Source organism: Acidiphilium sp. PA, from assembly GCF_026191915.1.
In the GTDB taxonomy this organism is placed as follows: Bacteria; Pseudomonadota; Alphaproteobacteria; order Acetobacterales; family Acetobacteraceae; genus Acidiphilium.
In genome coordinates this window covers 226028-239364 of the sequence record NZ_JAIMBY010000001.1, presented here as the reverse complement: position 1 = coordinate 239364, position 13337 = coordinate 226028, and the positions used below count along the sequence as shown (strand labels likewise).

Sequence of the window (13337 nt, the reverse complement as noted above, 5' to 3'; positions counted from 1 at the left end):
GAAAAATCATACTCCAACCTTCACGGAGGTGGCCTCAACGGGCCGCCTTTTTTGTTGCCCAACCGCCTTTGTTCCGAGAATGCCAGGTTTGAACCAGACTCGCCCGCAACACACCGGCCTTGAGGGCCGCATCGCCGATCTGATCGCCCCCGGGCTCGAATCGATCGGGTATGAACTCGTCCGTGTCACCATCATGGGCAAGCAGACGCCGACCGTGCAGATCATGGCGGACCGGGCGGATCAGACGCAATTGACCCTCGATGATTGCGAGCGGATCAGCCATCTGGTGTCCGCCGTGCTCGATGTCGATGATCCGATCAGCAGCGCGTGGACGCTCGAGGTGAGCTCCACCGGGATCGACCGGCCGTTGACGCGGGTGAAGGATTGGAACCGGTTTGCCGGGCATCTGGCCAAGATCGAGATGGATGTTCCGATCGCCGCCGGGCGCAAGCGGGTGACCGCGACGGTGCTGAGCGCGGATGACACCGCAGCACGGGTGAAGCTCGATACCGGCGAGACCGTGGATTTGCCGCATCATGACATCCGCAAGGCCAAGCTCGTCCTGACCGAAGATTTGATCAAGGCGACGGAAACGCCGTCGCCGCCGAACTGAACCATCCTGCGAACCGAACCATTCAGAGCAAAAGAGCGAGATTTCCATGGACACCGCGATTGCCCGCCCCGAACTGCTCCTCGTCGCCGACGCTGTCGCCCGCGAAAAGCAGATCGACCGCGACGAAGTGCTGGAAGCGATGGAACAGGCCATCCAGAAAGCCGGCCGCGCCAAATACGGGCACGAGAAGGATATTCGTGCGACGATCGACCGCAAGACCGGTGATGTGCGCCTGTCACGCTGGACCGAGGCGGTCGAGGTGGTGGAAAACGAGGAGACGCAGATTCCGCTGCACATCGCGCGGAAGTTCAAACCCGATATCGAGCTGGGCGGGCATCTGATCGATCCGTTGCCGCCGATCGATTTCGGGCGGATCGCGGCACAGACCGCCAAGCAGGTGATCGTGCAGCGGGTGCGCGAATATGAGCGCAAGCGCCAGTATGACGAGTTCAAGGACCGGGTCGGCGAGATCATTACCGGGGTCGTCAAGCGGACCGAGTACGGCAATCTGATGGTTGACCTCGGCCGGTCCGAGGCGCTGCTGCGGCGCGATGAGACGATTCCGCGCGAGAATCTGCACAATGGCGATCGGGTGCGGGCGTTCATTTACGACGTGCGCGAGGAGCCGCGCGGGCCGCAGATTTTTTTATCGCGCACCCATCCGGGGTTTCTGGCCAAGCTGTTCGCGCAGGAAGTGCCGGAGATTTACGAGGGGATCATCGAGATCAAGGCGGTCTCGCGGGATCCGGGGTCGCGCGCGAAGATGGCGGTGATTTCGCGGGATGCCTCGATCGATCCGGTCGGCGCGTGCGTCGGTATGCGTGGATCGCGCGTGCAGGCGGTGGTGGCCGAGCTGCAGGGCGAGAAGATCGACATCATTCCCTGGTCGCCCAACCCCGCCACCTTCGTGGTCAATGCGCTGGCGCCGGCCGAGGTTTCGAAAGTCGTGCTCGACGAGGAGGCCGGCAAGGTCGAGGTCGTGGTGCCGGATACGCAATTGTCGCTGGCGATCGGCCGGCGGGGTCAGAACGTGCGGCTGGCCTCGCAGCTGACGCGCTGGGACATCGATATTCTGACCGAGGCCGAAGAGAGCGAGCGGCGCCAGGAAGAATTCCGCCGGCGCTCGCATCTGTTCGTCGATGCGCTCGACGTCGATGACGTGATCGCCGGCTTGCTTGTCACCGAAGGATTTGAAGGGATCGAAGACTTGGCTTCTACACCGTTGGACGAACTGGCCTCGATCGAGGGGTTCGATGAGGGCATCGCGGCCGAACTGCAGCGCCGCGCGGAGACCGCGATCGAGAAGCGGGCGGCCGAGCTGGAAGGCAAGCGCACCGCGCTGGGCGTGAGCGACGCGTTGGCCGATCTCGAGGGGCTGTCGCCGGCGATGCTGGTCGCCCTGGGTGAGGCCGGCGTGAAGACGCTGGATGATCTGGGTGATCTGGCGAGCGATGAGCTGATCGACATCGTCGGCAAGGAGGCGCTCGATGAGGAGAGCGCCAATGGCATCATCATGGCGGCGCGCGCGCATTGGTTCGAAGGGGATGAAACACCTGCCTGATTCCGAGCCGGGTGATACCGGGGCGATCGAGGACGACGCGGCCGATCATGCCGGTCCGCTGCGCCGGTGCCTGGTCACGCGGGAACGCCAGGAGCGCGCGACGATGCTGCGCTTCGTGGTGGGGCCCGATTCGACCATGCTGGGCGATGCGCTGTTGTTCGACGTCGCTGCAACCCTGCCCGGGCGTGGCCTGTGGTTGAGTGCGCGGCGGGATGTGATAGAGATGGCGGTCAAGCGCGGCGTGTTCGGCAAGGCCGCGGGCAAGCGGCTGGTGATCCCGGAACGGCTGGCCGATCGGGTCGAGCAGGTTCTGGAAAATCGGGTCGTCGAGTTGCTGGGGCTGGCCAGGCGCGCGGGCGCGGCGGTCGGCGGGTTCGAGAAGGTGAAGGAACGGCTGGCGGCCGGGCAGACGGGCTTGCTGGTCATGGCATCCGACGGGAGCGAGGCGGAACAGGCCAGGGTACGGGGCCATCACAAGGTCGCGATGGTGCGGCCGCTTTCGGCCCAGCGGCTGGGAGCGGTGTTCGGGCGTGAGCGCACCGTGCATGTTTCGATCGGACCCGGCAAACTGGCCGGTATGATCGCAATCGAGGCCGCCAGACTGGCAGGGGTTCGTCCCGCGGCGATCGCCGGGGACATTGCCAGTGCGGCGGAGAGCGGGCAGAGAGAGCCGCAGCCGGGGTGACCCGGATTTTGGCGATGCCTGCGGCTGGTGCCGCGGGTGACGAGACTAAGAAACCGAATTGAATACGGACCGGATTGTATGAGCGACGAGCAGGATCAAGGCGAAACCAAAGGGCGGCTCTCGCTGCGGCCGGCGAACCGGACCGAGCTTGGCCGTACGGTCGATGCCGGATCGGTGCGGCAGAGCTTCAGCCATGGCCGCTCGAAAGTGGTGCAGGTCGAGGTGCGCAAGAAGCGCGGCGGTGCGCCGGGCGCTTCCGCTGAGTCGACCGCGACGCGGCCGGCGCCGGCACCCGTGCGTGGCGGCAATACCGTGACACCGGTGCCGCGCAGCCTGACCGCGACCGAGCAGGCCGCGCGCCAGCGGGCCGTGGCCGATCAGCAGCGCGAATCCGCACGGCGCGATGCCGAGCGGCGGGAGCAGGAGACGATTTCGATCCTGTCCGCCGCCGAGGAAGCACGCCGCCGCGAGGAAGAGGCGGCGAAGCTGGCGGAAGAGGAAAATCGCAAGCGGATCGAGGAAGAATCGCGCCGTCGCGAGGAAGAGGCGGCAAGACCGCCGGCCGCGCCGGTGGCCGAGCCGGTGGACCCGGTCGAAGCGCCGGCCGCGCGTGATGCCGCAGCGGTAACGCCGACGCCGGCCGCACCGCCTGCGCCGGTGCCGCGCCGGGTTGATGCGCCGCCGCCGCCGCGCCGGCCGGCGACGAGCACGCCCGCCGCTGCCGTGACGCCGGAGACGCTGCGCCTGAAAGCCGGCCGCGCCGGTGGCCGTGAGGATGAGGACGAAGCGCCGCGCGTCGCCCGCCGCCCGGGTGGCGGGGGTGGTGCATTGCCGGCGCGCAAGCCGGTGGCGCCGCCCGCGAAGAAAGTGGTGGATGATCGTCGCCGTGGCGGCGCCCGGATCGATGTGCAGGCCGCCATATCGGGCGAGGATGAGCGGGTGCGCTCGCTCGCCTCGGTTCGTCGGCAGCGCGACCGGGAGCGTCGCCAGGCCGAACTCGAAATGCTCCGTTCAGATCAGGTGCGCGTCGTGCGAGATGTTATTCTGCCGGAAACCATTACGGTCCAGGAACTCGCCAACCGTATGGCGGCGCGGGTGCCGGACGTCGTCAAATCGCTGATGAAGCTGGGCGTGATGGCGACGGCGACGCAATCGATCGATGCGGATACCGCTGAGATCGTGGTGGAGGAATTCGGCCATAAATCGAAGCGCGTTTCGGAAGGCGATGTCGAAATCGGCCTCGAGGGCGTGGTGGATGCCGATGCCGATCTGCGGCCACGGCCGCCGGTGGTGACCATTATGGGCCATGTCGATCACGGCAAGACCAGTCTGCTCGATGCGTTGCGTTCGACCAGTGTTGCCGCCGGTGAGGCGGGGGGGATCACGCAGCATATCGGTGCCTATCAGGTGACGCTGCCGAGCGGCGAGCGGATGACCTTCATCGATACGCCGGGCCATGAGGCGTTCACCGCGATGCGGGCGCGGGGCGCGCAGGTGACCGACATTGTCGTGCTGGTCGTGGCCGCCGATGATGGGGTGATGCCGCAGACGATCGAGGCGATCCGCCACGCCAAGGCGGCGAACGTGCCGATTATCGTGGCGATCAACAAGATCGACCGGCCGGATGCCAACCCGACGCGGGTGCGCAGCGAGTTGCTGCAATATGACATCGCGGTTGAGGAAATGGGCGGTGAGACGCAGGATGTCGAAGTCTCGGCGTTGAAGCGCGAGGGGCTCGACCGGTTGCAGGAAGCCATTCTGCTGCAGGCGGAAATTCTCGATCTGAAGGCCAACCCCGATCGCAGCGCGGAGGGTGCGGTGATCGAATCGCGGCTCGACCGTGGGCGCGGGCCGGTGGCGACCATTCTGGTGCAGAAGGGTACGCTCAAACAGGGCGATATCGTGGTGGCGGGGACCGAACAGGGTCGCGTGCGGGCGATGCTCGATGAGCATGGCAAGCCGGTGACCAGCGCCGGGCCTTCGGTGCCGGTCGAGATTCTCGGCATGTCGGGCGTACCGTCGGCCGGTGAGGCGTTCGTGGTGGTCGAGGACGAGGGCAGGGCGCGCGAGATCGCCGAGTTCCGTCAGCGCCGTCAGCGCGAGACCAACGCGGTGGCCGGTGCGGCGGCGCGCGGTACGCTCGATCAGATGCTGGCGCGCATTCAGGCGGGTGAGCAGAAGGAAGTTGCCCTGCTGATCAAGGCGGATGTGCAGGGCAGCGCCGAGGCGATCCAGGCGCTGGTGACCAAGCTCGGCAATGACGAGGTGCGGGTGCGGGTGCTGCTCGCCGCGGTCGGGCAGATCACCGAGAGCGATGTGCAGCTTGCCAAGGCATCCGATGCGATCGTGGTCGGGTTCAACGTGCGGGCCAACGCGCAGGCGCGCGCGCTGTCGAACCGGGACGGCGTCGATATCCGGTATTTCAGCATCATCTATCAGGTGGCTGACGACATCGAAAAGCTGGTCAAGGGCAAGCTCGCACCGGTGCATCGCGAGAAATTCCTGGGCTATGCGGAGATCCGCCAGGTGTTCAACATCACCAAGACCGGCAAGGTGGCGGGTTGTTATGTCACCGAAGGGCTGGTCAAGCGCGGCGCCGGCGTGCGGCTGCTGCGCGAGGGCGTGGTGGTGCATCAGGGCGAACTGTCGCAGCTCAAGCGGTTCAAGGACGATGTGCGCGAAGTGGCGCGCGGTTATGAATGCGGCCTGTCCTTCGCTGGTTTCGGCGATATTCGCGAAGGCGATGTGGTGGAATGCTACGAGACCGAACTCGTTCCGGCATGACCGGCGCGGGCAGCGGGCGGGGCAGGACCGACCGGGCCAGCGTAGCCGGCAAGGTGCAGGACGGCCCGTCGCAGCGGATGCGGCGGGTGGCCGAGGATATCAGGCATCGGCTTTCGGCCGTTCTGGCGCGCACCGAGTTTCGGGATCCCGATCTGATCGGGGTGCATCTGACGGTGGCAGAGGTGCGGATGAGCCCGGATTTGAAACACGCGACGGTGTTTGTCTCGCGGCTGGGCAATGTTCCGACCGATCCGCTGCTGCCGGCGCTCAAGCGGGTCGGGCCGTTTCTGCGCAGCGCGATCGGGCAGGGGATGCGGACGAAATTCGTGCCGGAGCTGCATTTTCAAGCCGATATGGCGCTCGATGAGGCGACCCGGATCAACCGGTTGCTGCATAGCCCGGAAGTGGCGCGCGATCTGCCGCCGGCACCCGACCCCGACGAGGCATGACCGAGATTCTGCGCGATGATGCCGATGGCATTGCGCGGGCGGCATTGTTGTTGCGAACGGGCCATGTCGTCGCGTTCGCCACCGAGACGGTTTATGGGCTGGGAGCGGATGCGACTGATGGGGATGCGGTTGCGGGGATTTATGCGGCGAAGGGGCGGCCGCAGTTCAATCCGCTGATCTGCCATTTTCCCGATGCGGCGCGGGCTTTTGTTCACGTGATTGCGGATGAGCGGGCGTGGCGTCTGGCTGAGGCGTTCTGGCCGGGGCCTTTGACGCTGGTGTTGCCGCGCCGTGCCGAAAGCAGGGTTTCCAGCTTGGCGGCGGCGGGGCTCGCGAGCCTGGCGGTGCGGGTGCCGGGCCATGCCACGGCGCGCGCGGTGATCGAGGCGGCGGGTGTGCCGATTGCGGCACCTTCGGCCAATCGGTCCGGCCGGCTGAGCCCGACCCGCGCGGCGCATGTGCATGGGGATCTGGCCGGGCGGATTGCGGCGGTGCTGGATTCCGGGCCGACCAGCGTGGGGGTGGAATCCACCATTGTCGATCTGACCACGGAGACAGCGACGATTCTGCGGCCCGGCGGCGTTGCGCGTGAGGCGCTGGAGGCGGTGATCGGCCCGGTTGCGTGGGGGGCGGATGCGGGGAGGATTATTGCGCCCGGGATGATGCGGTCGCATTATGCGCCGTCGCTGCCGATCCGGCTCGATGCCGTGGCGCCGGGCGAGCGGGAATCCTGGCTCGGGTTCGGGCCGGCGGTGGTTACGGCGCCGGTGGCGGTGAATTTGTCGGCGGCGGGCGATCTGCGGGAGGCGGCGGCGCATTTGTTCGAGGCGCTGCATCGGCTGGACGCGGCATCGGTGGCGGCGGGATTGGCGGGGATTGCGGCGGCGCCGGTGCCGCATGAGGGGCTGGGGGCGGCGATCAATGATCGGTTGCGGCGAGCGGCGGCGCCTCGGTGAGGGAGACGGAGTCTTCTTTTTTGTGAACAAAAAAGAAGCAAAAAAAACTTCTTTAATTTGGGCCAGTGCCGGTTCCAACGCCCCTGCCCCAGATTAAAGAAAGTTTTTTGCTTCTTTTTTACAAAAAAGAAGCGCTTCCTTTCTACTATACGCTTTCGGTAACCGGCGCCGGCCGCTCAACCACGCGGAGAAACTGCTGCGCCATCGCGTGATAGACGGGTGTCTTACAGACCAGTCGCGAGGCCATGGTGCCCAGGATGGCGGCGATGCCGACCGGGACGGTCATGGCGGGGTTGGCGGTCATTTCGATGACGATGGCGGTTGCGGTGAGTGGTGACTGCACGACGCCTGAGAAATAGCCCGCCATGCCGATCATGGCGAAGCCTGCGACCGGCAGGCCGGGCAGGAGGTGGGCGAAGCCGGTGCCGATGCCGACGCCGACCGCGAGCGAGGGGGCGAAGATGCCGCCGGGAATGCCGGACAGGTAGGAGACGAGAGTGGAGACGAATTTCAGCGGCGCGAAATCGAGCGGCGGCATGATGCCTTGGGTGAGTGCGGCGCGGGCCTGGCCGTAGCTGGCGTCGAACACCTGGCCGTGTGAGGCGAAGCCGATGGCGGCGAGGATGAGCCCGCACAGCGCGGCGAAGGCGACCGGCCGGCTGGTCGCGAGGCGGTTGATCGGGCCGGGCATGAATTGCGCGGGTTTGACCAGGATGCGCGCGAAGGCACCGCCGGCGATGCCGCCGATGCCAGCGCAGATCGGGACCGCGAGCCAGTCCGCCCCGATCGGCAGCAATGCGGGGGACAGGCCGAAATACGGGTGGTAGCCGAGGGCGAGAAACAGGGTGACGCCGCTGACGAAGGCGGCCAGGATGATCGAGCGGACCTGCCGGTCATCGAAACTGCGGGCCATTTCCTCGATCGCGAAGATGATGCCGGCGACCGGCGCGTTGAAGGCGCAGGTGATGCCGGCGGCACCGCCGGCCAGGATGAGCAGGCGTTGCAGGGCGTGGCTGCGTTCCAGCCCGATGCGGCCGCACACGTTCATCACCGCGCAGCCGATCTGCACGGTCGGGCCTTCCTTGCCGATCGAGGCGCCGACCATGAAGCCGAGCAGGGTGAGCAGGAATTTGCCGGTGGCGATCCGCACGGAGAGCACGGCATCGACCCCGGCGGCATCCTGCATCTGGAGTGCGGCCATCGCCTGGGGAATGCCCGAGCCTTGCGCGCCGGGGAAGACGCGGCGGGTGAGGGTGACGATCAGGGCGAAACCGGCGGGGCAGAGGATGAACACAAGCCAGCGATGGTGCGCCGTGATGCGGGCGAAGATGGTGCTCGCCCGATCGACGCCGAGGCCGAAGGCGATGGAGATCAGGCCGGTGATGATGGCGGCGAGCGCAAAAATGAGATTTCGCCTGGTGGTCGCCATTCGTACTGCCTCCTGCGGGATCATGCCAAGCCGGTTGGTATGCCGGGGCGGGGTTGGGGCGGCAAGGGTCGCGACTGTGGGGGCGGCTTGCGGGCGCGGGACCGGTCCGGTGACGAAAAGCCGGAGATGCGGGTCGCGGTGCAACCCGTCCCCCTTGGGTTCGGGGCCAGCTTGTCTATAACGAGGGGTCCGGCCGGGCGAAGTGGCGGCCGAGAGAAGGGGTGTATGCGTTTGTTCGGTCCTGAATTGCTGCAACGTCGTGTGATCGCGTGAGCCGGTCCGTCGAATCGCCTGGGGCGCTGCCGATCCTGGATGTGCTGGCGGGCCTGATCCCCGAAAAATTGCCGCCGATCTTCGGCCGTGAAACTGTCTTGCGGGGAGAGGCCTATGCCAAGCGGGGGCAGGTGGCGTCGGTCGCGCTGGAAAACGCCGGCACGCTGCTGACCGCCGAGGTGATCGGCACCGAACCGCTGCCTTATCGGGTGCGGGTTTCGGCGCGCCGTGGTGTCCGGGGGTTTTTGTACGCGGGCGAATGCACCTGCCCGGTTGCGCAGAATTGCAAGCATGTCGTCGCGACATTGCTGCACGCGGCGCAGCCTGATCAGCGCCGGCGCCTGGCGGCGGCGCAGACGAATGCGGCGCCGGTGACCGGCAGCCTGTCGCCGCGATTGCAGATCTGGATGAACGATCTGCGTCTGGCGCAGGCGGGGGCGGACGAGGATTATCCGGCAGATGTCAGCCAGCGGTTGATCTATGTGTTCAAGCCGCTGCCCGGACCCAACCCGCAGGTGTCGGATCTGGGGATCGAGGCGGTTTCGGTGCGGCTGCTCAAGGATGGCACGCTGTCGGCCGCGCATTCGTCCTATGATCCGGGAACGCTCGATGATCGCGGGGTCGGGGGGACGAAGTTTCTGCGCCCGTCGGACCGGGAGATCCTGCCGCGCCTGTCGCGCCTCGCGCAGCGCGGGGCGACGAGCGGGTACGTCGTGCGGCTGAGCGGGGTCGAGGGGAATGCGCTGCTGCAGGCGATCCTTGCGACCGGGCGCGGGCGGTGGGAGGCGGTGACCGGGGTGGTGATGCAGGCGGGGCCACCGCTCGAGGCCGGCATCGTCTGGGCGCTGAACGAGGATGGCAGCCAGAGCCCGACCTTCGAGCATCCCGACACCGCGATCGCGGTGCGCCTGACGCCGCCATGGTGCATCACGCCCGATATCGGGCGCGCGCAACCGGTGCGGACCGGGCTTGCGGATCGGTTGGCCGATACGCTGCTTGCGGCACCGCCGGTGCCGCCGGAGCAGGCCGAGGCGTTGCGGACGCGCCTGGCGCGCGACGTGCCGGCGGTGGCGCCGCACGCGCCGCCGGTGCTGGCGGCGCCGGAGGAGATTGCGGTGCCGCCGGTGCCGGTGCTGCGGATCGAGCCGCGCAAAATCACCCTGCCTGCCTGGATGGGCGGTTACCGCAATGCGCATGGCGCGGTCGCGACCATCAGTGTCGCCCGCCTCGGGTTTCGCTACGGCGCGTTCGAGGTGGCGGCGCATGACGAGCGCACGCTGCCGCGCTTTACCAAGGGGACGGCGATCCTTGCGGTCGTGCGCGACGAGGCGGGCGAAGCCGATGCGATGCGGCAACTGGTCACGATGGGGTTCAAGACGGCGACGAGTGGTGCCAGCAAAGCGGCGGGGGAGCTGGTACTGGCGATTGGTGAGATCGATTCCGAACTCGACTGGCTGGATTTCTTTTATCACGATGCGCCGCAACTGCGGGCGGCGGGCTGGGAGGTGATCATCGCGGATGATCTGCCGGTCCGGCTTGTCAAGGGCGATGACGCGCCGCTCACCGCGACGCTCAACGAGCGTTCCGAGGCCACGGGCAGCGGAGTGGATTGGTTCGATCTCGATCTCGGCATCGTGGTCGATGGCGAGCGGATCGATCTGCTGCCGGCCGTGATCGATCTGATCAGCAGCGAGGGCTGGTCGCTGGAGGCGTGGGGTGGCGCGGCGGATGAGGATGCCGGGCGCGACGAGGACGGGCTGGATGAGCCGGACGAGCCCTTCTATCTGCCGCTGCCCGATCGCCGCGTGTTCGCAATGTCGCGCGCGCGGCTGCTGCCGATCGTGCGCGCGATCCATGATCTGCTCGCCGCGACATCGCGCGATGGGGCGGGCGCGTTTCGGGTTTCCACCTACGATGCGGCGCTGCTCGCGGCTCTCGAACAGGCGAGCGGTGCGGCGGACACGACCTGGTCCGGCGGTGAGACGCTGCGCCGGCTGGGGCGGATGCTCGGCGAGACCGGCAGGATTCCGCCCGCGGTGATCCCGCCGGGTTTCACCGCCGATCTGCGGCCGTATCAGGCGCAGGGTGTCGATTGGTTGCAGTTTCTGCGCAAGGGCGGCCTGGCGGGCATTCTGGCCGATGAGATGGGCCTGGGTAAGACCGTGCAGGCGCTCGCCCATATTCTGATCGAACAGGCCGAAGGCCGGCTCGATCAGCCGGCGTTGATCATCGCGCCGACCAGCCTGGTGGTGAACTGGCAGCGCGAGGCCGAACGCTTCGCGCCCGCACTGCGCGTGCTGGTGCTGCACGGGCCGGATCGCGCCGCGCGGTTTGCCGAGATCGCGGCCCATGATCTGGTGATCACCACCTACCCGCTGCTCGCCCGCGATCATGAGGTGCTGCACGCGCAGCAATGGCACATTGTGGTGCTCGATGAAGCGCAGATCATCAAGAATCCCAACGCCCTGACCTCACGCCTGATGCGCGGGCTGCAGACCCGGCACCGGCTGTGCCTGACCGGCACGCCGCTCGAGAACAACCTGGGCGAGTTGTGGTCGCTGTTCGCGTTTCTGGCGCCCGAACTGCTCGGGGATCGCAAGACGTTCCAGAAACGCTGGCGCCATCCGATCGAAAAACAGGGCGATCCCGAACGCCAGCAACTGCTCGCCCGCTATGTGCGCCCGTTTCTGCTGCGCCGGACCAAGGCGCTGGTCGCCGCCGAACTGCCGCCCAAGACCGAAATCGTCGAATCCGTCAGCATGGAGGCCGAACAGCGCAATCTGTACGAAGGCATCCGCCTTGCCATGCACAACAAGGTGCGCGAGGCGATTGCGGCGAAGGGCCTGGCGCGCAGCCATATCGTGATCCTCGAGGCGCTGCTGCGCCTGCGCCAGACCTGTTGCGATCCCCGCCTGCTCAAACTGCCGGGCAACCGGGCGGAGGGCGTCGCTTCCGCCAAGCTCGATCGGCTCGCGGAGATGGTGCCGGAACTGGTCGCCGATGGCCGGCGCATCCTGATTTTTTCACAATTCACCAGCATGCTTGCACTGATTGAAGCCATGCTCGCCGAAGCCGGGTTGCGGTGGGTCAAACTCACCGGCGACACACGCGACCGGCAGACGCCGATCAGCCAGTTCCAGGGCGGCGACGTGCCGATTTTTCTGATCAGCCTGAAAGCCGGCGGCGTGGGCCTCAATCTCACCGCGGCCGATACCGTGATCCACTACGACCCGTGGTGGAACCCCGCCGTCGAAGATCAGGCCACCGACCGCGCCCATCGCATCGGCCAGCCCAACCCCGTGTTCGTGCACCGGCTGGTGGTGGCCGACAGCGTCGAAGAAAAAATGGAGGCACTCAAACTGCGCAAACGCCAACTCGCGGAAGGCCTGTTCGATAACGCCGCCGGCGAGACACTCGCCTTCAGCGAAGCCGACATCGACGATTTGTTCTCGTGACATGGGCAGCGGCTGGCGAGGCGTGGTGGGGGCGCTGAGCGACAGCAAGGCGGGGGCTATCCCTGCGGAACCATTGCAGGCTGTAGAAATCAGGACGGATTGGCGGGCCACCTTGCAATCCTGCACCGGGGAGCGCGGGCAGTCACGACATTCAAACGAAGAGGATCCGGATCGAGCGATTTCGATTTCTGCGGCCGCGCCCGCGCAATACTCCCTGAACGATGGTTGCGGTATCAATATGAGGGGAGGAATGAGGGCGGTTTGGCCAGTGGCTTGTCGTCAAAAAGCGTGATCGACCCCTCATTCATAGCCGGACGCCAGCTGCGGATTTTGCAGAGTAGCTGGCTGCATCCGCCAGGCGTTGCGCGGCTAAGCCGTCATTACCGTCAGGCGAGGGCTTCGTATAGGTGGTGAGGGTTGTTATGAACGCATCCAGCTCGGCCCGATAAGCGGCCCTGTAGCGTTCAAGGAAGAATGGCAGGGCGCGGCCGGTGCGATAACCGGTGCGCTCGCTTCGGTTACACTGGTTTCCCTCTGGTTGGCGGCAGCCAGCATGCCCTGGCTGCCATGCACCTCAATCCGTTGGTCGTAACCCTACGTGGCGCGCCGGGAATTGGAGATACTGATCAGTGTGCCCCCTGCGGTCCTGAGCGTCACGACGGCGGTATCGATATCGTCTGCCGCTCCGATTTCCGGATCGACTAACGCGCTGCCCCAGGCGTGAAGTTCGACCGGTTCTTCGCCGAGCAGAAACCGTGCCATGTCAAAATCATGGATCATCATGTCGCGAAACAATCCGCCCGATCGCGCGATATAGGCGATTGGCGGTGGCGCTGGATCTTTCGAAATGATTGTGATCAGTTCTGCGCGCGCGCGTGTGGAGGCGCGGTGATCGCGATCACGGATTCAGCGTTCAACCCGCTGTCGGATGGCGCGCAGGTGCACCTTCACGTTACGGATGCGGATTTCGGCGCGTTCCGTTCGCTCTCCGCGACCATGGCTCTGGCAATGCCGCTCGCGATTGCAGACGCGGAGCGGCGCGCTTCAGCATAGCGCAGGATTTATCACATCTTGTCGAAGGCGATTTAAAACATTGACGCACTGAGGCGAACGGCCAATAAATTGGCGTAAC

Annotated in this window: 10 protein-coding genes and 1 pseudogene; 8 read left to right on the top strand and 3 right to left on the bottom strand. The window is 66.3% G+C overall.

Going from position 1 to position 13337, the window contains the following annotated elements; all coding sequences use genetic code 11:
- Positions 1-88 precede the first annotated feature (88 nt).
- The 6 genes from rimP (at position 89) to AruPA_RS01110 (ending at position 7048) form a co-directional block, all read left to right on the top strand.
- Positions 89-613, top strand: a complete 525-nt coding sequence (rimP, locus tag AruPA_RS01135; RefSeq protein WP_265634333.1) for a ribosome maturation factor RimP — start codon at positions 89-91, stop codon at positions 611-613.
- Positions 614-659: 46 nt separating this feature from the next.
- Positions 660-2174 (top strand): transcription termination factor NusA, encoded by a 1515-nt coding sequence (nusA, locus tag AruPA_RS01130; protein WP_265634331.1) that lies wholly within the window; start codon positions 660-662, stop codon positions 2172-2174.
- A complete protein-coding gene (locus AruPA_RS01125) occupies positions 2158-2859 on the top strand; it encodes a DUF448 domain-containing protein (RefSeq protein ID WP_265634329.1) in 702 nt (233 codons plus the stop codon). The genes nusA and AruPA_RS01125 overlap by 17 nt, the downstream gene beginning before the upstream one ends.
- 78 nt (positions 2860-2937) lie before the next feature.
- Positions 2938-5643 (top strand): translation initiation factor IF-2, encoded by a 2706-nt coding sequence (gene infB / locus AruPA_RS01120; protein WP_265634327.1) that lies wholly within the window; start codon positions 2938-2940, stop codon positions 5641-5643.
- The gene (rbfA, locus tag AruPA_RS01115) at positions 5613-6092 is read left to right on the top strand and encodes a 30S ribosome-binding factor RbfA (RefSeq protein WP_265634326.1); all 480 of its coding nucleotides are present in this window, start codon (positions 5613-5615) and stop codon (positions 6090-6092) included. The genes infB and rbfA overlap by 31 nt, the downstream gene beginning before the upstream one ends.
- On the top strand, positions 6089-7048 hold the full coding sequence (locus AruPA_RS01110) for an L-threonylcarbamoyladenylate synthase (protein ID WP_265634324.1): 960 nt from the start codon (positions 6089-6091) through the stop codon (positions 7046-7048). Before rbfA ends, AruPA_RS01110 begins: the two co-directional genes overlap by 4 nt.
- A 145-nt stretch (positions 7049-7193) precedes the next feature.
- Here AruPA_RS01110 and AruPA_RS01105 read toward each other — a convergent pair whose 3' ends face one another.
- Positions 7194-8477, bottom strand: a complete 1284-nt coding sequence (locus AruPA_RS01105) for a chloride channel protein (protein WP_265634322.1) — start codon at positions 8475-8477, stop codon at positions 7194-7196.
- Between the two features lie 269 nt (positions 8478-8746).
- On the opposite strand from AruPA_RS01105, the gene AruPA_RS01100 reads away from it, so the two are divergent.
- Positions 8747-12205 (top strand): DEAD/DEAH box helicase, encoded by a 3459-nt coding sequence (locus AruPA_RS01100; protein ID WP_265634320.1) that lies wholly within the window; start codon positions 8747-8749, stop codon positions 12203-12205.
- A gap of 304 nt (positions 12206-12509) precedes the next feature.
- Here AruPA_RS01100 and AruPA_RS21755 read toward each other — a convergent pair.
- Together AruPA_RS21755 and AruPA_RS01095 are read right to left on the bottom strand one after the other, a co-directional pair.
- Positions 12510-12704: pseudogene (locus AruPA_RS21755) on the bottom strand (Gfo/Idh/MocA family oxidoreductase); the annotation flags it as partial.
- A 95-nt stretch (positions 12705-12799) separates the two neighbouring features.
- Positions 12800-12985 carry a Gfo/Idh/MocA family oxidoreductase gene (locus AruPA_RS01095; RefSeq protein WP_265634319.1) on the bottom strand — a complete coding sequence of 62 codons (186 nt, stop codon included), beginning with the start codon at positions 12983-12985 and terminating at the stop codon, positions 12800-12802.
- Positions 12986-13093: 108 nt separating this feature from the next.
- Here AruPA_RS01095 and AruPA_RS01090 point away from each other — a divergent pair, with 108 nt between their 5' ends.
- Positions 13094-13258 (top strand): hypothetical protein, encoded by a 165-nt coding sequence (locus AruPA_RS01090; protein ID WP_265634318.1) that lies wholly within the window; start codon positions 13094-13096, stop codon positions 13256-13258.
- The last annotated feature ends 79 nt before the right edge of the window (positions 13259-13337 follow it).